The sequence below is a fragment of the Mycobacterium sp. NGS29 genome (genome assembly GCF_059812965.1).
The window spans coordinates 86,344-106,826 of sequence record NZ_JCALDR010000016.1; the positions used below are offsets into that span (position 1 = coordinate 86,344).

Below are 20,483 nucleotides of genomic sequence, written 5' to 3' on the forward strand. Positions count from 1 at the left end.
CACGGTGTGGGCCTATGGTGGGTCACTATGGACCTGAAGCGACGTATACCTCTGCTCCGGTGGTCGGTCTGGCGGATGGCCACCGGTGCGCGCAACATCACCAAAACCGGCCAGATCGGCGACGGGCGCGAGGCTGCGGCCGTGGAATATGTGCTGAACAACGCCCGCGCCGGTGATCTTGACGGTGTGCTGGCCGCTATCGATAAGTTCGCCTACGAGAAGTCCATCTTGATCAACGTCGGCGACGAGAAGGGCCAGCTGCTCGACGCGGCGGTCAAGCGCGCCAATCCGGCGCTGGCCCTGGAACTGGGCACCTACCTGGGATACGGCGCGCTGCGAATTGCGCGGGCCGCCCCCAATGCCGCGGTGTACTCCGTCGAGCTCGCCGAAGCCAACGCCGCCAACGCCCGCCGGATCTGGAGTCATGCCGGCGTGGCCGATCGGGTGACGTGTGTGGTCGGGACCATCGGCGATGGCGGACGCACCTTGGACGTGTTGGCCAACGAGCATCAATTCGCCTCTGGGGCAATCGATTTTCTCTTTCTCGATCACGACAAAGATGCGTACCTCGATGACCTGCAGAGCATTGTGGACCGCGGCTGGCTGCATCCCGGCTCGATCGCCGTCGCCGACAATGTCCGGGTACCGGGTGCGCCGCAGTATCGCGCCTACATGCGCGAACACGAAGGCAAGTCGTGGCGAACGGTCGAGCACAAGACCCATCTGGAATACCAGTCCATGGTGTCCGACCTGGTGCTCGAGTCCGAATATCTGGGGTAGGTTCCCTCGCGAGCAGACGCAAAAGCCCCTTATTTGCGCTGCCAAAGGGGGCTTTTGCGTCTGCTCGCGAGAGTAAGGGAGCTACTGGGCGCGGGGGTGCGCGCCGGCCCACACCTCGCGCAGCGCATGCACCGTGACCAGCGTGTAGATCTGCGTCGTGGTCACCGACGCGTGGCCCAGCAACTCCTGCACCACGCGGACATCCGCACCGCCCTCGAGCAGGTGGGTGGCGAACGAGTGCCGCAGCATGTGCGGCGACACCCCTGAGGTGATGCCGGCACGCTCGGCGGAATCCTGCAGGACCTGCCACGCGCTCTGCCGGGACAACCGCCCGCCCCGGGCGTTGAGAAAGGTCGCCGGGGTGCCGCGGCCGCGTCGGGCCAGGTCGGGACGTCCCCGCACCAGGTAGGCGTCCAACGCCTGCACGGCCGGACGTCCGATCGGCACCAGCCGCTGCTTACCGCCCTTGCCCCGCAGCAACACCGACCGGGCGTGCGTGTCGACGTCGTCGACGTCCAGGCCGACTGCCTCGGAGATCCGTGATCCGGTGGAGTACAACAATTCCAGCAGCGCGCGGTTACGCAACGTCAACGGCCCGTCCGAGGCGTCCTCGCCGCCGGCGGCTTCCAGCAGCGCCAGCACCTGGTCGATGGTCAGGCTCTTGGGCAACCGGCGGCCCGGCGTCGGCGGTCGCACCGCCCGCGCCACATCCAGTTCCGCCAAACCCTCCGCGGCGGCGAAGCGGTGCAGCCCGCGCACCGCGATCAACGCCCGCGCCGCCGACACCGCGGACAGCGCTACCGAACCGGACTCCGGGTCGCCGCGTCGCAGCGCCACCAGGAACTCGCTGACGTCGCTTTCACCGACCTTGGCCAGATCGTGAATTCCACGCTCTTCCAGATGCTTTGAGTAACGACGCAGGTCACGTCGGTACGAGCTCAGGGTGTTCGCCGCAACGCCACGCTCGATCGTCAGATGGTCGAGATAACCCTGCATCTGATCATCGAGGGTCAGCGTCGTCACTGCCCTGCCTTGCGCTTGGCGAAAGCGCCGGGCTTGTCCAGCCACGGGCTGTCCAGCGGGCGCGGCTGGGCCAACCCCTCATGCACGGCGTGGGCCGCCAGAATCCCCGCGATGGCAATCGAATTGACGATCTGCCCGCTCAGCACCCGCTGCACCGCGTCGTCGACGGCATACCAGCGCATGGTCATGTCGGCTTCCTCGTCCTGCGCCTCGGGCCGCCCGATGTCGCGCAACCCGGTGGCCAGATAGACACGCACCGATTCGTCGCTGTAACCCGGAGCGGTGTTGACGTCGAGCAGCACCTGCCAGGTGTCGGCGTGCAGGCCGACCTCCTCTTCGAGTTCGCGCTCCGCCGTCCGGTGCGGTGCCTCGCCGGGCGCGTCGAGCAGCCCGGCCGGCAACTCCCATATCCGGCGACCATAGGTGTGGCGGTACTGATAGACCATCGCGATTTCGTTGTCGTCGTTCATCGCGACGATCGCGACGGCGCCGTAGTGCTCCAGCACTTCCCGTTTTGCGGTGTTGCCGCCGGGCATCCGGACTTCGTCGCGCCGCAACGCGAAAATTGCACCCTGATAAAGGGTTTCGGACGCTACGGTCTCGAAATCGTGCTCAGCCACGGGTGACGGGTTCGGGTAACGGTTGGCCGACACTGCCACGATGCTCGTTGCCGTTGGGCGCGTGCTGATCGGGATATTCTGGGATTTCGACAGGCAGCAGTTCGCCGGCCTTGTAGTCGATGGCCGCTTTGACGAATGCGACGAACAACGGGTGCGGACGGGTGGGCCGGCTCTTCAGCTCCGGATGTGCCTGAGTGCCGACGACGAACGGATGCTGATCGGGGGGGTACTCGACGAATTCCACCAGGTGCCCGTCCGGTGAGGTCCCGCAGAATCGTAGGCCGCTCTCCGCGATCTTCTCCCGGTAGGCGTTGTTCACCTCGTAGCGATGCCGGTGCCGCTCGGACACCGAGGTAGCACCATACGCTTCGGCGACAATCGAATCTTCCTGCAGCACAGCGGGATAGGCACCAAGCCGCATGGTGCCGCCCAGATCTGCCTCGCCGGCCACGATGTGTTCCTGGTCGGCCATCGTGGAGATCACCGGATCCGGTGTGTCCGGCTCGAATTCGGCCGAGTTCGCCTCGGTGAGCCCCACCGAGCGGGCGGCTTCGATCACGATGCACTGCAGACCGAGGCACAACCCGAACACCGGCAACCCGCGGGCCCGCGCATGCCGGATGGCGCCGATCTTGCCTTCGATACCGCGGATGCCGAACCCACCGGGGATCAGCACCCCGTGCACGTCGGCCAGCGCGTGCGCGGCGCCGCTGGAGGTTTCGCAGTCATCGGAAGCCACCCAATGGATTTCGACCTTCGCGCGATGCTTGAAACCGCCGGCGCGCAGCGCCTCGCTGACCGAAAGGTAGGCATCGGAGAGTTCGACGTATTTGCCCACCAGAGCGATTCGCACGGTGTCGTGGGGTTCGTGCACCCTGCGCAGCAGGTCGTCCCATTCGGTCCAGTCGACGTCGCGGAACGGCAGGTTGAGCCGGCGGACCACGAACGCGTCGAGCTCCTCGCGGTGCAACACCTTGGGGATGTCGTAGATGGAGGGCGCGTCCGGGGTGGAGATGACGCCGTCGATGTCGACGTCACACATCAACGCGATCTTGTTCTTCAGCGCCTCGGGAACGACCCGATCGCAGCGCAGGATCAACGCGTCCGGACTGATACCGATGCTGCGCAGCGCGGCCACCGAGTGCTGGGTGGGTTTGGTCTTGAGTTCCCCGGACGGCGCCAGATAGGGCACCAGCGACACGTGCAGGAAGAACACGTCCTCGCGGCCCAGGTAGTGACGGACCTGGCGGGCGGCCTCCAGGAACGGTTGCGACTCGATGTCACCGACGGTGCCGCCGATCTCGGTGATGACGACGTCGGGACGGTTGCCTTCGGCGTCCGGTTCGGCCATGGCCAGGATGCGCCGTTTGATCTCGTCGGTGATGTGCGGGATGACCTGAACGGTGTCACCGAGGTATTCACCGCGGCGCTCCTTGGCGATCACCGTCGAATACACCTGTCCGGTAGTGACATTCGCCGAACCTGACAGGTCGCGGTCGAGGAAGCGTTCGTAGTGTCCGACGTCGAGGTCGGTTTCGGCGCCGTCCTCGGTGACAAAGACCTCGCCGTGCTGAAACGGATTCATGGTGCCCGGATCGACATTGAGATACGGGTCGAGTTTCTGCATGGTCACGGCCAGTCCGCGGGCGGTGAGCAACTGTCCGAGGCTGCTGGCGGTCAAGCCTTTGCCCAGTGACGACGCGACCCCACCGCTGACGAAGAGGTGCTTGGTGGCAGTCTGCGGATGCTTGCGCAACTGGGCGACCTCCGTGAAGACGGGCAGGGCGATGCATGGAATTCAACGAACTGGGCCTGCCGACCCACGGAAACCCACCCTAACATCCACCGCGTCGCGCCGCGGGTAACACGCCCTTACTCGGGAACGGTCACCGACGTCGCGCCGTGTCCGGTGCCGAAGTGCGCCGGATGCGCGCCACCGAGCAACTCGTGCAGCGCCAGAATCGTGGTGATCCGCCCGGACTCGGCGTTGACGTCGTCAACAGTGCTCACCGCACCCGCCATGGCGGCATCGGCACGGGCCACGGCCACCGCCGCACTGCCGCCCGCCGAGCCGTCGCGCCCGGTCAGCACCGTGCCGGAGCCGTGTGGGGCCAGGGCGGCGGCGAACCGCGCCACCGTGACCCCTTGATTGCCGGCGTCGGCCGGTAGCCCTCCGCCGGTGACGACGATCGCCGCGTTCGCCACGCCGACGTGTTGGCTGGGCTGATAGGTGATGAAGCCGGTCTCGCGCAGGGCGGCCAGGACGGTGTCGCGCTGGGCCTCGTCGACGGGCGGCACATCTGGCTTGGACGTGGTCAGCAGTGCGATACCGAGCAGGTCGCCCGCCTGCGAGCCCTGGTCGACCAGCTTGGTGCTCAGTTGTGAGCCGGCCGGCAATGCCGTCGAGTTGACCACCGAGCGCAACTTCTCCCCCGAGTTGGCTTCGACGAACTCGTGGGTCAGCGACACGGTTCCGGTGATCGAGCCGCCGGCCTGTCCGACGATCTTCGACACCCGGGCGACGTCGTCATCCTTGGCGTCGGGGGTTCGGAAAACGACCACCGCCTTGCCGGTCAGCGCGTCGTGCACGATCCGGCCGAGCACTTGGGCATCGAAATTGTTTGCCGCACTCAGCTTTTCGTTGAGCGCGTTGCGCTGGTCGTTGAGTCCGCTCACCTGTGCGGCCAGATCGCGCTTCTCGTTACGCAGGCTGGACAGCACGGTGTCGGAGAAGAACCCCGAGCCCAGCACAACTCCGATGGCCAAGGCCAGGAAGACCGCGGCCAGCGAGATCGCATGTTGGCGTAACGAGATCATGACGAGTCCGATCTAGGAGATTAAGTGCTGGATCCAGAGCGTGAAGCGGTTCCAGTAGTCGGCAACCCAGTGCAGCACCACAGCGTCGGTGCGCGACACCCACAGCACCACGATGATCGCGATGAGCATCGTCAGCGCCAAGAGCGCGATGGCACCCCCGGAGATGTGGTTGCGGTACAGGGTGGCGACCGCCCTGGCGTCCACCAACTTCTCCCCCACCCGCAACCGGGTGAGGAACGTCGAGGGGTTGCTCTGCGAGCGGGTGCGGTCGAAGAACGTCTCGATGTTGGCGGTGTGGCCGGCGGTGACCAGCAGCGCAGCGCCGTGGTGATCGGCCAGCAGCAGCGCCAGATCGGTCGCCGACCCGGCGGCCGGGAACGTCATGGCCCCGACACCGAGATCCTGGATGCGCTCCAGACCCGGGGCGTGCCCGTCGGCGTCGGCGGGCAGCACCACCTGCGCGCCGCACTTGAGGACTTCGGTGCTGATCTGGTCGGGATCGCCCACGATGAGTTGCGGACGGTAGCCCGCTTTGCGCAGCACGTCGGCGCCCTGCCCGACGCCGACCAGCACCGGCTGGTACTCCTTGATGAACGGCTTGAGGGACTTCAGATCGTCTGCGGCGCTGGGCTCCTCGGAGACGATCACCACATGCCGGCGTCGCATGTCGACGTCGATGTCGGGGATGCCGATTCCGTCGATCAGCAGCGGACTCTCGCTGCGGATGAACTCGATGGTGTTGCCGGCGAACGCTTCCAGGTGCGCAGCCAGTCCGCTCTTGGCCTCACGCATGAGGTCGGCGATGTCGTGATCGGTGCGTTCGGTGCCCCGGATCAGCCGGCGGTCACCGGAGTACACCCCGCCCTCGTGCAGGCGGATCTTCGCGCCGTCCTTGACCTTCTTGAAGATTTCCGGCCCGGTCTCGTCGATCAGGGTGACCCCGTTGTTGACCAGCACCTCGGGCCCGAGGTTGGGGTAGCGACCCGACACCGAGGGCGAGGCGTTGACGACGGCGGCGATGTCAGCTTCGACCAGGGCATCGGCGGTGATGCGGTCCAGGTCCAGGATGTCGAGGACCACGATGTCGCCGGGGCACACCCGGCGCAGCAGTCGGTCGATATTGCGGTCCACGCGAGCGGTGCCGGTCAGACCCGGTCGGTCAGTGTTGCGAGATAGAAGTGCTGACATCTTCATGGGGGCTGATTCTGTCCGCGCGGACCGCTCGCTGCGGGGAGGCGCGCCGTAACATCTGCCTCATTAGTTTAAAAGCGTCACATCTGTAACACCTTGATGGCGGTGCGGCATCAAGGTCTTGGAGCGCGGGACCAGAGTCCCCATATGTACGGTCCGCATCGGCGTGTCGGCGCACATATGAGGTCGCTCGCGCACCCCGCGGGCGCCGGGGTCACTGCTCGCTCTGCGCGGTGTCGAGCAGTTCGCGGGCGTGCGCCCGCGCGCTGTCGGACTCGCCCAGACCGGCCAGCATGCGCGCCAGTTCGGCCACCCGGTCGTCGCTGTCCAATCGGCGCACGCCACTGGCCCCCTTGGGTCCGTGGCTGTGTACCACCAGATGCACGTCGGCGTAGGCGGCGACCTGCGGTAGATGCGTGACGACAATGACCTGGTGGGTACGTGCCAGCTTGGCCAACCGCCGGCCGATCTGCACCGCCGCCCAACCACCCACACCCGCGTCCACCTCGTCGAAGACCATGGTGGTCCCGGTCGCCGACGCTGCCAGCACCACCTCCAGGGCGAGCATGACGCGGGAAAGCTCCCCGCCGGAGGCGCTCTTGGCCAGCGGCAGCAGCGACATGCCGCGGTGCGCGGCGAAGCCGAACTCGACGACGTCGATGCCGTCGACACCGGCCCTGACCGTCTCGCCGGAGGGCAGCAACAGCGCGGCCGCGTCGGTCGACTCGGCGAGGTCCGATGCGACGCCGATGCTGAACTCGGCGTCGGCCATCGCCAGCGCGGACAGCTCAGCGGTGACCTCCTTGGCCAGTTTCTTGGCTGCCCGGCGCCGGATCTTGCTGAGATCGATTGCTACGTCAGCTAATTGGTGTCCGAGATCGTCGACGCGGCGTTGCAGCGCCGCCAGCCCTTCTTCGGACACATCCAGGTGCGCAAGCCGCGCGCGGGAGTCCTGCGCCCACTGCAGCACGCCGTCGATGTCGGCGGCGTACTTGCGGGTCAGCGTGCGCAACTGAGCCTGCCGGGCCAGCTTGGCATCCAACGCGCTGGCGTCGACCGGCAGCCCGTCCAGGTAGTCGCCGAGTTCGCCGACCGCGTCGACGACCACCGTCAGCGCACCGGAGATCTGGTCGGCCAGCGCCCGCAGCCGGGTGTCTCCGGTCGATTCCAGCGCCGCCCGGGCCCGTGCCAGCCCGTCAGCGGCGCCCACGGCCTCCTCCGACGAACTCGACAGCGACTCGCGCGCTGAGGCCGCGGCCTCGCGCAGCGTGTCCAGTTCGGAGAGCCGCAGAATATCGGCGACCAGCGCCTCGTCCTCACCGGGTTGGGGGGCGACCGCGTCGATCTCCTGCAGCGCGAACTTCAACCGGTCGGCCTCCTGGACGAGTTCGCGGGTCCGGTCGCGGCGATCGGCGAGATCGCGTCGCGCCGTCAGCCAGGCATCGCGCAGCTTGCGGTAACGCTCAGCCGCGGCCCCCACCGCCGCGAAGCGGTCCAACGCTCCGCGCTGCTCGTCCGGACGCATCAACCGCAACTGGTCGTTCTGGCCGTGCAACGCGAGCAAGTGCGTGGTGAATTCACTCAGCGACTTCGCGGGCACACTGCGACCGCCGAGGTAGGCGCGCGACGGCCCGTCCCGATTGACGGTGCGCAGCGCGATCACGCTGGCGTCTTCATCGCGCTCGGCACCGCAGGCGTCCAGGATGCCGTCGAGGTCCGCGGTCACCGCATCGTCGACATCGGTTGTGGTGAAACGACCTTCGACCACGGCACGGTCGGAGCCCGACCGCACCCGGGTCGGGTCGGCGCGCGCGCCGCCGAGCAGATGCAGACCGGTGACCACCATCGTCTTGCCGGTTCCGGTTTCACCGGTCAGCACCGTCAGGCCACGGCCGAATTCGGCGGTCGCGACGCTGATGGCGCCCAGCGACTCGATGCGGATCTCGGTGAGCACCGGCTACTTCCCGCGCCAACCTGTGACGGGTAGCCGGAACTTGGTCACCAGCCGGTCGGTGAACGGTGCGCTGTCCAGTCGCGCCCACTTCACCGGTGTGACAGCGCGGGTCACCTCGAGCCGGCTGCCCGCCGGGACCAACATTTCCCGACGGCCGTCGCAGAACACCAGCGCGTCGTGTCCGTCGGCTTCGATCTCGACCGCGATCGCCGCGTCCGGGCTGGTGACCATCGGCCGGCCGAACAAGGCATGAGCATTGTTGGGCAGCACCAGGATTGCCTCGAGGTCGGGCCACAACACCGGGCCACCGGCGGAGAATGCGTAGGCGGTGGACCCGGTGGGAGTCGACACCAGCACCCCGTCGCAGCCGAACGTCGACACCGGCCGGCCGTCGACCTCGACCACCACACCGAGCACACCCAGGCGGGGACCCTTCTCCAAGCTGGCCTCGTTGAGCGCCCAACCCTGCCCGATCACCTCGCCACCTTGGCGCACAACGACATCCAGCGTCAGGCGGTCTTCCACCCGATAGCTCTTCGCACAGATGTGATCGAGCACGACATCGATATTCTCGGCCTCAGCCTCGGCCAGGAAACCGATCCGGCCCAGGTTCACCCCCAGCACCGGAATGCCGGCGTTGCGGGCCAATTCGGCCGCGCGCAGGAACGTGCCGTCGCCGCCGAGGACCAAGACCAGTTCGCAGCCTTCGGCGGCCCGTGGGTCCGCATCGACGACCTCGATGTCGACGCCCATGGCCCGCATATCGCCGGGAGCCATCCGCAACGATCCCCGGTCCACCGCCTCGGCCGACAACGCGCGCAGCTCAATGTTGTTCTCGTTGAGGACCTTTTCCACCCGCCGGGCGGTCTCGGTCGCTTCGTCCCGGCCCGTGTGGACGACCAGCAGTACGGTTCGTGGTGACGTCACTGCGGCCCCTCCGAGACTGCGCGCTGAACCGCGCCGGCTAACTCATCGCCGCTCAGCGCACCCTCGGTCTGGGCGCGCAACCACAGGAAGTACTCGACATTGCCCGACGGGCCCGGCAACGGACTGGCCGTCACTCCGACCGGGTGCCAGCCCAGCTCGCCGGCACGACGCGCGACCGCAAGCACCGACTCCGCGCGCAATCGGGGATCCTGTACCACCCCACCGGGCCCGACCTGGCCCTTGCCCACCTCGAATTGCGGTTTCACCATGGGAACGATATCCGCGCCGGGCGAAGCGCAACCAACCAGCGCAGGCAACACCGTGGCCAACGAGATGAATGACAGGTCGGCCACCACCAGCTCGACCGGCCCGCCGACCGCTGCGGGCGCGAGGTCGCGGACGTTGGTGCGTTCGATCACCAGCACCCGCGGGTCGCTGCGCAGCGACCACGCCAGCTGGCCGTACCCGACGTCGGCAGCGACGACTTCGGTGGCGCCCCGGTCCAGCAGCACCTCGGTGAATCCCCCGGTCGATGCGCCCGCGTCCAGGCAACGGCGGCCCGCCACGGGGATGGCGAACGCGTCCAGCGCTCCGATCAGCTTGTGCGCGCCGCGCGACACCCAACTGCGTTCGCCGTCGTCGGCGACCGTCAAGGCGGCGGTGACAGCTACCGCGGTGGCCGGCTTGTGCGCCGGGAGTCCGTCGATGCGCACCCGGCCGGCACCGATCAACTCGGCGGCCTGCTGCCGGGATCGCGCCAGACCCCGCCGGACCAGCTCGGCGTCGACGCGAGCACGCCGTGCCATGCGCGCACTCAGCCCTTCTCCGCCGACTCCAGCGCCCGCATCAGCACGTCGTGCGCCTCGGATAATCGTCTGGCGATGTCCTCGAGCTCTTCGAGCGACGGTCCGCCTGTCGCGTCGGCCGGGTCGGGCAGCTGGGCCATCAACCCTTCGATTTCCGCGCGAATCTGTTCGGGATCGATAGTCATTGCGCTCCTACGCTACTCGTCGGACAGCAGCGACCAGCGCTCCAGCGCGTCGCGGGCCTGATCGTCACCGGCCTCGATGCGCGGTGTCTCGTCCATGTCCCAAACTGCACCGGCGACGGCACGCACGATGGCCAGATCGTCCTTCTGGCCGTTGCCGCTCGCGGTGACGGTGACCGTCCGGTCCCGGCTGTCGATTTGCCAGCCTGGCTGATCGCCGACTTTGAGCTCGTCGGGTTCGCGCAGCAGCGACCGCAGATCCGCGCCGATGTAGCTGGGCCGGCGGGCCGCGTCGGCGAAGACCGCGTCGCGCGCGGAGTTCACGCCGGTGAGCACCATGAGGCTGGGCAGTCCGGCGGCATTGGCGCCCTCGATGTCGGTGTCCAGCCGGTCACCGACCACCAGCGGCGCGCGAAAATCGCCCCGCCCCACCGCATCCTTCATCAGCTGCGGGCCCGGTTTGCCCGCTACCTGCGGTTCCTCGCCGGTGGCCGCACGCAGCGCGGCGACCAGAGACCCGTTGCCCGGCAACAGGCCTCGCTCGGTGGGCAGGGTTGCGTCGACGTTGGCGGCGACCCACAGTGCGCCCGCCCGGATCGCCAGCGCGGCCTCGGCCAGCTCAGGCCAACCGAGGGTCTTCGAGAGACCCTGGACGACGGCGTCCGGGTCGTCATCGAAGGAGCGGACCGGCCGCAGGCCGGCCGCCGAGATCTCGCCGGCCAGCGCGTCGGTGCCGACGACCAGGACTTTCGAGCCCGACGGAAGTTGCCCGGCCAGCAGGTGCGCCGCGCTCTGGGCGCTGGTGACGACGTCGTCGGCCGCTGCGGTGAAACCCAGCTCACACAGGTGCGCGGCGACCTCGTCCGCAGCCCGGGAGGCGTTGTTGGTGACGAACAGTGTGCGGCTTGCTATCTCGGTCAGCGTCTGCACCGCACCCTCGGTGGGCTGATGGCCGCGGAAGACTGTCCCGTCCAGGTCGAGGAGCAGGCAATCATGTTCCTGCGCAAGCGTTTTGGTGTCAGCCAAGGCTGCTGACCCGGTCTTCGGCGTCGGTGACACCTTCGACATCGGCTGCCGCCGAGCGCAGGAACCATTGCAGCGCTTCGTCGTTATGCCCGAGCGCCAGCAGCGTCTCGGCGTAGGCGTAGAACAACCGTGCCGCGGTGGAGCCGGTCCGTGCCGGGTCCAACTGCGGGGTGGACAATACGGTCAACGCCTGCTCGAGCTGACCCAGGTCAGCGCGGGCGCCGGCGGCGACGATGCGCAACTCGTCGGCGTCGTCACCGGTGAGCTCCGCCGCCTCGGGCCCGCGCGTGAGGTCGATGGCCCGCTGTGGACGACCCAGGCCGCGTTCGCAATCAGCGATCAGTGCCAGCAACGCGGATTTACTGCCCATCCGGCGGGCCGCGCGGAATTCGGCGAGCGCCTGCGCCCAGTCGCCGCAGTGGTACGCGGCAATGCCGACCGCCTCGCGGACCGCAGCGATTCTGCTGGCGCGGGCCCGCGCCGCCCGAGCGTGACTCAGCGCGGATTCCGGGTCGTCGTCGAGCAGCCCGCCCGCGGCCACCAGATGGCGCGCAACGGCGTCGGCGGTGGCACGGTCCAGGGTGCTCAGCTCGCGCCGGACCTCGGGGGCCAGCTGTCGGGCGTCGACGTCCGCCGGTATCCGGGGCCCGTCGTGCGTGGCGCGATCGGCGTTGGGCCTGGGTTGGGCCGGGCGGGCTCGGCCGGGGCCCGACCATGACGCGTCGCCCTCCCGGCGCGGATCACGCCCGCGGGCGCCGCCGGACGCAGGTCGCGGACGCCTCGCCCCGCTGCGCCCCTGCCTGTCGTCGACCACCCGCTAGAGGTTACGGGCACTCGGGACAACCACACAATTTGCCGACAGCAGGCACGGCCGGACAGCAGCGGCGGCTACGCCTGCAGCCGGGTGGGGAACAGCGGCGACAGCAACGACGGGCAGTACGTTGCGATCGCCACAACGGTGAATCCCGCCGCCCGCTCCCGCGACAGCCCGTTGATCTCCGCCATTTCGGCGGCGACGGCGTCGAACGTGCCCCCGGGCGCCAACACCTTCGGACACACCGTCCGGCCCAGCGCGATCGCGGTCGCCGGCTGCCCATAGGAGATGCCGGCGGCGGTCAACGCGTTCAGAAAGGAATTGCCCAGCATGTCCGCGTGAATTGGTGCTGCCACCCCGGCCGACACCCCGAAGGCACCGAGTGTCAGCGCCAGAACTCTGAGCGCGAGCACGGGTGCGGTCATCGTGACAACAGTGCGCAACGCGGGTCACGTCCGCAACACAGTGCGATAAAGATTTGCGCACTACCGCGTTTTGCAGGGGGACGCGGCTCGGGTAGTGGTCGTCCCCCGATCGGTGGACGGCCCGACTCGTGCCGTCAGCGGACCGAGTTTTCCGCTGCGCAGCAGCCGGTAAGGGGATACCGGGCCGGTGCCCGGCGCCGAAGAATGGGTTTCGACACGGAGACAAGACACCACGAATCCAGGTCAGCTCAACCGCCCAGCTCCCGAAAGAAGGAAACCATGTCCTACGAGAACCTGTTCTGCGAGTACGAGACCGCTTACACCGCTCCGGCTTTCCACGCCGGCGACGCCGAGTGATCTGACCTTCCCCGACACCATCTCGTCGACCAAAAAGGCAGATCTGCATGTCCATCCCGTTCTGACCCGCTTGCCCGAATCCGACGAAACAACTTCCCCGAAAGGTAGTACCCATGTCCCACGAAATCCTGTTCTCCGAGACCGAGTCCGCCTACTCGATGCCGTTCTTCACGGTCGCTGACGCTGCCGAGTAGTCAGACCATCCAGCGGGATCTCATCGCAGCCCTCCCCCCCTCTCTCCGCGATGAGATCCCGCTGGAACATTTTTCGCCGACTCGCTGATTTCCCACCCGTCGATCACCGAACTAAGTAGCGTGAAGCCATGTCGGAACTGCCGGGCTTGAGCACTAGTGCAGGCACCGTGGTACGCACCGGCCCTGACTGGTCGCACTGGCCGTCCCGAGTTCTCGGTCACGCCGATCCGCTGACCATCGGCCACCATGCGGGCACCCACCGCATCATCTCTCCCGAGCAGACCTGGGCGGCGATTCAGCCGCTGCTCAGCGCAGCGGGAATCACTCGCGTCGCCGACCTCACCTGGCTCGACGACCTCGGCATCCCCACCGTGCAGGCAGTACGACCGGCCTCGCTGACCCTGTCGGTCAGTCAGGGCAAAGCCACCACTTACCGCGCCGCGCAGGTATCGGCCGCGATGGAGTCTCTGGAGAACTGGCACGTCGAGAACATCACCCCCGATCTGACCTCGACCTCCACCGACGAACTCGCTGAAACCCTCACCTACGATCCCGCCGAGCTGAACCGTCCGGCGGGCAGCTTCTATCACCGCGGCGCCAAGCTCGACTGGATGATCGCCACGACATTGTTGACCGGACGCAAGACCTGGGTGCCCTGGCTGGCCACCGTGGTGAACATCGCGGTCGGCGATTCCTGGGGTCCGCCGATATTCGGAATGGACACAACGGGTTTGGCGTCGGGCAACAGCTACCACGAAGCCGCCCTGCACGGTCTCTACGAGATCATGGAGCGCCACGGCATGGCCGCCGCCCGACCCGGCTCGACGTTGTTCGGGGTCCCGCTGGACGACGTCGCCCGCTCGGAGTGCGCCGAGCTCATCGAGATGATTCATCGGGCGGGCAGCGAACTGCAGGTCGCCCGGATGGACACCTGGGACGGCTACTACCTGTTCGCCGCCGAGATCAGCTCGCCGATGATGGAGGTCCCGTTCAGCGGCAGCGGACTTCACCACAACCCCAATGTTGCGCTGTCGCGGGCGATTACCGAAGCCGCGCAGTCCCGGCTGACGGCCATCAGCGGAGCCCGCGAAGATCTGCCGTCGGCGATCTACCAACGATTCGCCCGGGTGCACACCTATGCCCCGGCCCGAAAGTCCATGCAGGACATGCCCGATGCCGAACCGACACCGTGGCATGTCACGTCCAGTGACTCGCTGCACGACCTGCTGGCGTCGGCGGCGACCGCGGTGGCGGCTCAGGCCGGCGCCGAACCGCTGGCCGTGGTGTGCGATTTCGCCGACGCGTGCGTGCCGGTCGTCAAAGTCATCGCCCCCGGCTTGTCGGCGACCATCCAGTCACCCCTGCGCACCCCGCTGGAGGAGCACTCATGACCCGGATCGTGGTGACGGCCGGCCCCACGATCAGCGCGGCGGACATTCATGCGATCATCTCCGATGCCGAAGTGGTAGCACCGATTTCATTCGGTGACGCCTTTCGCTACGGATTGCGGTCCGGTGACACCCTGCTCATCGTCGACGGGCTGTTCTTCCAGAGCGCTGCGGTGCGGCACAAGGAACTACTGACGCTGATCGACGACGGCGTGCGGGTGGTCGGCTCATCGAGCATGGGCGCGTTGCGGGCGGCCGAATTGCACCCGTTCGGCATGGAGGGCTACGGCTGGGTCTTCGAAGGTTACCGAGACGGAGTCATCGAGGCAGACGACGAAGTCGGCATGGTGCACGGCGACCCCGAAGACGGTTATCCGGTGTTTGTGGACGCGTTGGTGAACATTCGCCAAACCGTCGCCCACGCAGTGCGTTCCGGTGTGCTGTCCGCGGCGGCCGGTGCACGAATCGTCGAGACCGCGCGCCGCACCACCTTCACCCAGCGCACCTGGGATCGATTGCTGGAGGCGGTAGGGATACCGGAAAGTCGTGCGCTGGCAAAGCAATTGAAGTCGATGCGGGTCGACGTCAAACATGCCGACGCGGTGCTGGCGTTGCAGGAGATCGTGCGCGGGCCACGGGATGTCGCGGTACGGCCCGGCCCGCCACCGACCATCTGGTCGCAACGGTGGCGGCAGCGCTGGGCCCCGCCGACCCCCGTCGCCCTGCCGGATGACTCCAGCGTCGACATTCTCGACCTCGACGTGCTGTCGCTACTCAGCCTGTGCGCCACCGACCGTTGGGCCTACCTGCCCGCCCTCGAGCAGGTCGCCGCCTGGCACTGGAACCTGACCCATCCCGGTGACCGGAGCAGCGTCCGAGAGCGCGCCGCCAAGGCCGTCGCCGCGGTCGGCATCGCCGACTACGAGCGCGCGCTGGAGACCGTTGCGCACCACTACGCGCTGGCGACGGGGATCGTCGACGAGTCCGGTTTCCCCGCGCAGGTCCGGGCGTACTGGTTGACCGACGAGGAGAACGCCACTCTGCACGACGATCCGATCTCGGTCGCGGCGCGACTGACCACCCGCACGCTGTTCTTCGCCCGCTCACTGCCCGCGATCCAGCATTTCCTCGACCTGCTGCGCACCGACCCGCGGCTGCCGCAGTGGCGGATGCTGGTGGCACAGGCCCTGGCCAGGCGAGACGAGTTGGCCAGGCAGAAGCCGCAATTGAACCTGCACCGCCCCGACCCCACCCAACTCAACAGGCTGTTCAGCAACCGCTGGGGCACGGCAGCCGACCGCGTCGAACTGGCCAGCCGCGGGCTGATGACCACCGATGCCTTCTACACCGCCGCAACCATGTTCGCGGTAGCCGCCGCCGACGACGAACTGCCGTCCTTCGAAGTCGGCCGGCTGGGTTGCCCCCAGCCCGCTTAACCCCGGTGCACCCCGGCGATGTTGCGCTTGCCGCGGCGCAGCACCAGCCACTGTCCGTGCAGGAAATCCGTTGAGTGTGGGGCCCATTCGTCGCTGTCGATGCGAATGTTGTTGACGGACACGCCCCCTTCGCCGATCGTGCGACGCGCCGCCTTACGGCTGTCGGACAGCCCGGTGGCCACCAACAAGTCGATGATCCCGTCCGCCTCACCGGGTTTCAATTCGGCGACCGTCGTCTCGCGCAGGGCCGCGGACAACGTCGCCTCGTCAAGACGGGCCAGCTCACCCTGCCCGAACAGCGCCCGGCTGGCGTGCTCGACGGCGGCGGTGGCCGCCTCACCATGCACCAGCGTGGTGAGCTCACCGGCCAGCTTGCGCTGCGCTGCGCGTTGCTGCGGGCGTTCGGCGGTGGCCTGCGCCAGCTCGGCCAATTCGTCGCCGCTCAGGAAGGTGAACCAGCGCAGGTAGCGGATCACGTCCGCGTCGGCGGTGTTGACGAAGTACTGGTACCACGCGTACGGGCTGGTGAGCTGCGGGTCCAGCCACAGACTGCCGCCACCGGTGGACTTGCCGAATTTGGTGCCGTCGGCTGCGGTCACCAGCGGCACGGTGAGCGCGTGCACGGCAGCACTGAGCTTCTGGCGCACCAATCGCACCCCGGCGATGATGTTGCCCCACTGATCCGATCCACCGAGCTGCAGTGTGCAGCCGTGCCGCCGGTGCAGTTCCACGTAGTCGTTGGCCTGCAGCAACATGTAGCTGAACTCGGTGTAGGAGATCCCCTCGCCCTCCAGGCGGCGCCGGACGGTGTCCCGGTCCAGCATCACGTTGACCGAGAAGTGCTTGCCGATGTCGCGCAGGAACTCGATCGCCGACATCGGCCGGGTCCAGTCGAGATTGTTCTCGACGATCGCTCCGGTCGGCGAATTGTCGAAGTCGACGAAGCGCTCCAGCTGGCCCCGGATTCGTTCGGTCCATTCGGCGACGGTGTCGACCTCGTGCATGCTGCGCTCGCCGACCTCGCGTGGGTCGCCGATCAGCCCGGTGGCGCCGCCGGCCAGCACGATCGGGCGGTGCCCAGCCCGCTGGAATCGACGCAGCGCCAGCAACGGCACCAGGTGTCCGGCGTGCAGGCTGGCCGCGGTGGGGTCGAATCCCGCATAGACGGTCAGGGGTCCGCGTTGCGCCTCGGCGGCCAGCGCGTCGAGGTCGGTGGACTGCGCGATCAGTTCGCGCCAGCTCAACTCGTCGAGGATCCCGGAAGGCTCGCTACCCATGGCACAGAGTCTTGCAGGACGGTTACCGCGGCCGGTACGTGGCCGCGATCCGCTCTGCCTGATTCCAGCTGAGGGCGCTGCCCACCACCGGCCGTAGAGTGACTTGCTGCCACTGAAGGCGAAATCAGCCCACGTCCCGCGGAAGCGATATGCAGAGCCAGTTGTTCCCCTTGGTCATCGGTGCGGTCATGCTCGCCCTCGGGCTGACGCTGACGGTGGACGACTTCCGCCGGGCCGCCACGCTGCGCCGTCCGCTGCTGGTGGCGTTGCTCTGTCAGGCGGTGCTGCTGCCAGCGGTGTGCTTGGCGATTGCCGAAGCCTTGGACCTGTCCCCCAATCTGGCGGTCGGGCTGATGCTGATGGCGGCTACTCCCGGCGGCATGTTCGCCAACGTGCTCAGCCATCTGGCCAATGGTGACCTGGCGCTCAACCTCACCCTCACCGCGATCAACGCGGTGCTGTCGATCTTCGCCATCCCCGCGATCCTGGCGGTCTCGATGACGTGGTTCCTGGGCAACGGACGCTTCATCCCCCTGCAGTTCGACAAGTTTCTCACCGTGTTCGCCCTCGTCCTGATCCCTACCGCGGTCGGTGTCGCGATCCGGCACCGGTTCCCGGATCTGGCTCGACGGCTGGGGTTTCCGGTCAAGATCGCCGCGGCGGTGCTGCTGGTGATCGCCGTCGTCGCGGGGGTGGCCGGTGGCCAGGCGACGCTGTGGAACAACTTCGGGGTGCTCAGCGCCGCGGTGGTGTTGTTCTGCGCGATCAGCCTCACCATCGGCTACCTCGCGCCGCGCTTCCTCAAGCTGGCTCCGCGCCAGGCGATCGCGGTCAGTCTGGAGATCGGACTGCACAATGCCGTGGTGGCCATCGGGATCGCGTTGAGCCCGCAGCTGTTGAACAACGCCGAAATGGCCACTCCGGCTGCGATCTACGGCATCCTCGCGCCGTTCATCGCGCTGCCGTTCATCTTTGCGGTCCGGCGTCTGGACCCGGCGTACCGCTCGGCCCCCGACGCCGACGACACCCTGGCGCGGAAACCTCCGGCGTAGCCACCGCACTAGTCACTGGCGCCGGGTGCCGGCGCTCGGGGACTCCGGCGGTACGCGGATACCTCGGGCCGACCGGGCAGCCACAATCGCCACGGCCGGTCGGCGGCGTGACTCACTCCGACCCGGGGTCCCGTCGTTGCGGTCAGCGGGCCGCACAGTTCGAGCCGCACCGGGCTGTCCGGGTCGAACACATCAATACCGTTGTCCGCCATGGTGATTCCCAGAGCTGAGCAGAGGTTACCCGGCCCGCGCGCCAGCGCGGCGGTGCGCACGAGTTCGCTGCGCCGCGACCGTGCCGTGTCGAAGCCGTCGGCCACGGCGCAGGCCCGCAGCAGCACCGCGGCGGCGGTCCCGTCGGGTCCGCAGGCCACGTTGGCACAGACGTGGATTCCGTGGCTGCGGTAGGTGTAGAGCCGCCCGGGTGGCCCGAACATGACGGCGTTGCGCGCGCTGCGTCCGCGGTAGGAATGCGCAGCGGCATCCGGCCACGGGCCGTCGGGAACCCCGCCGTAGGCCTCCACCTCGACGATCACTGCGCTGACACCACGGCCGGTCAGGGTGGCACCGAGCAGCCGGTGGGCGGCCGCGACCGGGTCTACCAGCAGTTGCTCAGCGCTCACCGAACCGATTCTGCCCGAGCGCCTCTTGACATCCACGCAGCACCGGCAAATTATTCATCTCATGATGACTTCATCACATGATGAATTTTCTGGAAGCAGTTCGCCCCCCGCCGTCAGCATCAGACACCTGCGAGCGGTTCGGGGAAAACGCACCGCGCTGCACGACATCTCGGTGGATATCGCCGAAGGCACCATCACCGGATTGCTCGGCCCGTCCGGCTGCGGAAAGACGACCTTGATGCGCAGCATCGTCGGCACGCAGATCCTGCCCAGCCATTCCAAAGGGGCCGTCACCGTGCTGGGCCACCCCGCGGGATCGGCGGCGCTGCGTCGGCAGGTCGCCTACCTGCCGCAGAACCCGGCCATCTACGACGATCTGCGCATCATCGACAACGTCCGCTACATCGCCGCGCTGCACGGCTACCACGGCGAGGCCGCCACGCAAGCCATCGACCGGGTCGGTCTGGCCGATCATCGAACGGCATACTGCGGCAACTTGTCCGGCGGTCAGCGCACCAGGGTGTCGCTGGCGTGCGCGCTGGTCTGCCACCCCGCCCTACTGGTCCTCGACGAACCCACGGTGGGCCTGGATCCGGTGCTGCGCGTCGATCTCTGGGAACAGTTCACCGAACTCGCCCGCGGCGGAACCACGCTGCTGGTCTCCAGCCACGTGATGGACGAAGCCGACCATTGCGACGACCTACGGCTCATGCGGGAAGGGCGTCTGGTCGCCCACACCACCCCGGCCCAGCTGCGAGAGGACACCTCATGCACGTCCCTGGAGCAAGCGTTTCTGTCCATCATTCGGCGCAGCACCGAGCAGGAATCCAAGGCCGGATAGGACTTCAGGCGTACCCGGCGAGCACCGGACGGATCCTGCGTCAGTTGGTCGCCGACCGCCGCAGCGTGGCGATGATTCTGGTGGTGCCCAGCGCGATCATCACGCTGATGTACTTCATGTTTCAGAACGCCCCGCACCGGCCCGGCGCACCGACACCGTTCGACAACGCGTGCCTGATCCTGCTGGGCCTGTTCCCGCTGTTGCTGATGTTCCTGATCACCTCGATCACCATGCAACGCGAGCGGGCGTCGGGAACTTTGGAGCGCATCCTGACCACGCCATTGCGACGACTGGACCTGCTGGCGGCCTACGGGACCGCGTTCTCGGTCGCCGCGGCGGCTCAGGCGAGCCTGGCGTGCGTGGTGTCGTTTTGGTTGCTGGGCCTCGACACGGCGGGAAACCCGTTGTGGGTGTTCGTGATTGCCATCATCAATGCGGTGCTGGGTGTCGGGCTGGGCCTGTTGTGCAGTGCATTTGCGCGCACCGAGTTTCAAGCTGTGCAGTTCATGCCGGTGGTGATCGTCCCGCAGTTTCTGCTGGCTGGTGTGATCGTGCCGCGGGCCGCGATGCCAGACTGGCTCGAGTGGATCAGCAATGTGATGCCGGCCAGCTATGCGCTGGAGGCCCTGCAACAGGTGGGCGCCCACCCGGACCTGACGTTTCTCGCCGTACGCGACATCGTCGTGGTGATGGCGTTCGCGGTCGCGGCGCTGGGCCTGGCCGCTGCCACACTGCGCAGGCGGACGCCCTAGC

General features: G+C 67.6%; 21 protein-coding genes. 7 read left to right on the forward strand and 14 right to left on the reverse strand.

Annotated elements, in window-relative coordinates:
* The first annotated feature begins 27 nt into the window (after positions 1–27).
* The gene (locus AC5Y5Z_RS19935) at positions 28–780 is read left to right on the forward strand and encodes an O-methyltransferase (protein WP_499927046.1); all 753 of its coding nucleotides are present in this window, start codon (positions 28–30) and stop codon (positions 778–780) included.
* 81 nt (positions 781–861) lie between these two features.
* Here AC5Y5Z_RS19935 and xerD read toward each other — a convergent pair whose 3' ends face one another.
* From xerD to AC5Y5Z_RS19995, 12 genes are all read right to left on the reverse strand, one after another.
* Positions 862–1,776: a site-specific tyrosine recombinase XerD gene (xerD, locus tag AC5Y5Z_RS19940; RefSeq protein ID WP_499927098.1), complete on the reverse strand. Its 915-nt coding sequence runs from the start codon at positions 1,774–1,776 to the stop codon at positions 862–864.
* A gap of 23 nt (positions 1,777–1,799) precedes the next feature.
* Positions 1,800–2,423 (reverse strand): NUDIX domain-containing protein, encoded by a 624-nt coding sequence (locus tag AC5Y5Z_RS19945; RefSeq protein ID WP_499927048.1) that lies wholly within the window; start codon positions 2,421–2,423, stop codon positions 1,800–1,802.
* Positions 2,416–4,179, reverse strand: coding sequence for a CTP synthase (pyrG, locus tag AC5Y5Z_RS19950; protein WP_499927050.1), 1,764 nt, complete (start codon positions 4,177–4,179; stop codon positions 2,416–2,418). Before pyrG ends, AC5Y5Z_RS19945 begins: the two co-directional genes overlap by 8 nt.
* 116 nt (positions 4,180–4,295) lie before the next feature.
* A complete protein-coding gene (locus AC5Y5Z_RS19955) occupies positions 4,296–5,240 on the reverse strand; it encodes a copper transporter (RefSeq protein WP_499927052.1) in 945 nt (314 codons plus the stop codon).
* A 12-nt stretch (positions 5,241–5,252) separates the two neighbouring features.
* On the reverse strand, positions 5,253–6,434 hold the full coding sequence (gene steA / locus AC5Y5Z_RS19960; RefSeq protein ID WP_463825292.1) for a putative cytokinetic ring protein SteA: 1,182 nt from the start codon (positions 6,432–6,434) through the stop codon (positions 5,253–5,255).
* Between the two features lie 211 nt (positions 6,435–6,645).
* Positions 6,646–8,385, reverse strand: a complete 1,740-nt coding sequence (recN, locus tag AC5Y5Z_RS19965) for a DNA repair protein RecN (protein ID WP_499927054.1) — start codon at positions 8,383–8,385, stop codon at positions 6,646–6,648.
* 3 nt (positions 8,386–8,388) lie between these two features.
* On the reverse strand, positions 8,389–9,312 hold the full coding sequence (locus AC5Y5Z_RS19970) for an NAD kinase (RefSeq protein WP_463825290.1): 924 nt from the start codon (positions 9,310–9,312) through the stop codon (positions 8,389–8,391).
* On the reverse strand, positions 9,309–10,118 hold the full coding sequence (locus AC5Y5Z_RS19975) for a TlyA family RNA methyltransferase (protein WP_499918571.1): 810 nt from the start codon (positions 10,116–10,118) through the stop codon (positions 9,309–9,311). The genes AC5Y5Z_RS19970 and AC5Y5Z_RS19975 overlap by 4 nt, the downstream gene beginning before the upstream one ends.
* Positions 10,119–10,126: 8 nt before the next feature.
* On the reverse strand, positions 10,127–10,303 hold the full coding sequence (locus AC5Y5Z_RS19980; protein ID WP_463825288.1) for a hypothetical protein: 177 nt from the start codon (positions 10,301–10,303) through the stop codon (positions 10,127–10,129).
* Positions 10,304–10,315: 12 nt separating this feature from the next.
* Complete coding sequence (locus tag AC5Y5Z_RS19985) at positions 10,316–11,326, reverse strand: HAD-IIA family hydrolase (RefSeq protein WP_499927057.1); 1,011 nt, start codon at positions 11,324–11,326, stop codon at positions 10,316–10,318.
* Positions 11,319–12,140 carry a tetratricopeptide repeat protein gene (locus AC5Y5Z_RS19990; protein ID WP_499927059.1) on the reverse strand — a complete coding sequence of 274 codons (822 nt, stop codon included), beginning with the start codon at positions 12,138–12,140 and terminating at the stop codon, positions 11,319–11,321. The genes AC5Y5Z_RS19985 and AC5Y5Z_RS19990 overlap by 8 nt, the downstream gene beginning before the upstream one ends.
* Positions 12,141–12,214: 74 nt before the next feature.
* Positions 12,215–12,565 carry a DUF732 domain-containing protein gene (locus AC5Y5Z_RS19995; protein ID WP_463825285.1) on the reverse strand — a complete coding sequence of 117 codons (351 nt, stop codon included), beginning with the start codon at positions 12,563–12,565 and terminating at the stop codon, positions 12,215–12,217.
* A 204-nt stretch (positions 12,566–12,769) separates the two neighbouring features.
* Between AC5Y5Z_RS19995 and AC5Y5Z_RS20000 the strand changes: the two genes are divergently transcribed.
* The 3 genes from AC5Y5Z_RS20000 (at position 12,770) to AC5Y5Z_RS20010 (ending at position 15,940) form a co-directional block, all read left to right on the forward strand.
* Positions 12,770–12,922: a hypothetical protein gene (locus AC5Y5Z_RS20000; protein WP_463825284.1), complete on the forward strand. Its 153-nt coding sequence runs from the start codon at positions 12,770–12,772 to the stop codon at positions 12,920–12,922.
* Positions 12,923–13,244: 322 nt separating this feature from the next.
* Positions 13,245–14,507 (forward strand): YcaO-like family protein, encoded by a 1,263-nt coding sequence (locus AC5Y5Z_RS20005; RefSeq protein WP_463825283.1) that lies wholly within the window; start codon positions 13,245–13,247, stop codon positions 14,505–14,507.
* Entirely contained in the window at positions 14,504–15,940 is a 1,437-nt protein-coding gene (locus tag AC5Y5Z_RS20010) for a TfuA-like protein (protein WP_499927061.1), read from the forward strand. Before AC5Y5Z_RS20005 ends, AC5Y5Z_RS20010 begins: the two co-directional genes overlap by 4 nt.
* On the opposite strand, the gene tyrS is transcribed toward AC5Y5Z_RS20010, so the two are convergent.
* Positions 15,937–17,217 (reverse strand): tyrosine--tRNA ligase, encoded by a 1,281-nt coding sequence (tyrS, locus tag AC5Y5Z_RS20015; protein ID WP_499927063.1) that lies wholly within the window; start codon positions 17,215–17,217, stop codon positions 15,937–15,939. The two genes, AC5Y5Z_RS20010 and tyrS, sit on opposite strands and share 4 nt — an antisense overlap.
* 149 nt (positions 17,218–17,366) lie before the next feature.
* On the opposite strand from tyrS, the gene AC5Y5Z_RS20020 reads away from it, so the two are divergent.
* Positions 17,367–18,269, forward strand: a complete 903-nt coding sequence (locus AC5Y5Z_RS20020; RefSeq protein ID WP_499918565.1) for a bile acid:sodium symporter family protein — start codon at positions 17,367–17,369, stop codon at positions 18,267–18,269.
* 8 nt (positions 18,270–18,277) lie between these two features.
* Here AC5Y5Z_RS20020 and AC5Y5Z_RS20025 read toward each other — a convergent pair whose 3' ends face one another.
* A complete protein-coding gene (locus AC5Y5Z_RS20025) occupies positions 18,278–18,889 on the reverse strand; it encodes a DNA-3-methyladenine glycosylase (RefSeq protein WP_499927065.1) in 612 nt (203 codons plus the stop codon).
* 61 nt (positions 18,890–18,950) lie between these two features.
* Between AC5Y5Z_RS20025 and AC5Y5Z_RS20030 the strand changes: the two genes are divergently transcribed.
* On the forward strand, positions 18,951–19,730 hold the full coding sequence (locus AC5Y5Z_RS20030) for an ABC transporter ATP-binding protein (RefSeq protein ID WP_499927067.1): 780 nt from the start codon (positions 18,951–18,953) through the stop codon (positions 19,728–19,730).
* Positions 19,658–20,482: an ABC transporter permease gene (locus AC5Y5Z_RS20035; protein ID WP_499927069.1), complete on the forward strand. Its 825-nt coding sequence runs from the start codon at positions 19,658–19,660 to the stop codon at positions 20,480–20,482. The genes AC5Y5Z_RS20030 and AC5Y5Z_RS20035 overlap by 73 nt, the downstream gene beginning before the upstream one ends.
* Position 20,483: the final 1 nt, after the last annotated feature.

Bases quoted from the DNA above. Each gene is read 5' to 3' on its own strand.
- AC5Y5Z_RS19935 (WP_499927046.1), top strand. From the start codon at position 28: ATGGACCTGAAGCGACGTATACCTCTGCTCCGGTGGTCGGTCTGGCGG.
- xerD (WP_499927098.1), bottom strand. From the start codon at position 1,776: ATGCAGGGTTATCTCGACCATCTGACGATCGAGCGTGGCGTTGCGGCG.
- AC5Y5Z_RS19955 (WP_499927052.1), bottom strand. From the start codon at position 5,240: ATGATCTCGTTACGCCAACATGCGATCTCGCTGGCCGCGGTCTTCCTG.
- steA (WP_463825292.1), bottom strand. From the start codon at position 6,434: ATGAAGATGTCAGCACTTCTATCTCGCAACACTGACCGACCGGGTCTG.
- AC5Y5Z_RS19975 (WP_499918571.1), bottom strand. From the start codon at position 10,118: ATGGCACGGCGTGCTCGCGTCGACGCCGAGCTGGTCCGGCGGGGTCTG.
- AC5Y5Z_RS19980 (WP_463825288.1), bottom strand. From the start codon at position 10,303: ATGACTATCGATCCCGAACAGATTCGCGCGGAAATCGAAGGGTTGATG.
- AC5Y5Z_RS19995 (WP_463825285.1), bottom strand. From the start codon at position 12,565: ATGACCGCACCCGTGCTCGCGCTCAGAGTTCTGGCGCTGACACTCGGT.
- AC5Y5Z_RS20000 (WP_463825284.1), top strand. From the start codon at position 12,770: ATGGGTTTCGACACGGAGACAAGACACCACGAATCCAGGTCAGCTCAA.
- AC5Y5Z_RS20005 (WP_463825283.1), top strand. From the start codon at position 13,245: ATGTCGGAACTGCCGGGCTTGAGCACTAGTGCAGGCACCGTGGTACGC.
- AC5Y5Z_RS20010 (WP_499927061.1), top strand. From the start codon at position 14,504: ATGACCCGGATCGTGGTGACGGCCGGCCCCACGATCAGCGCGGCGGAC.
- tyrS (WP_499927063.1), bottom strand. From the start codon at position 17,217: ATGGGTAGCGAGCCTTCCGGGATCCTCGACGAGTTGAGCTGGCGCGAA.
- AC5Y5Z_RS20020 (WP_499918565.1), top strand. From the start codon at position 17,367: ATGCAGAGCCAGTTGTTCCCCTTGGTCATCGGTGCGGTCATGCTCGCC.
- AC5Y5Z_RS20030 (WP_499927067.1), top strand. From the start codon at position 18,951: ATGATGACTTCATCACATGATGAATTTTCTGGAAGCAGTTCGCCCCCC.
- AC5Y5Z_RS20035 (WP_499927069.1), top strand. From the start codon at position 19,658: ATGCACGTCCCTGGAGCAAGCGTTTCTGTCCATCATTCGGCGCAGCAC.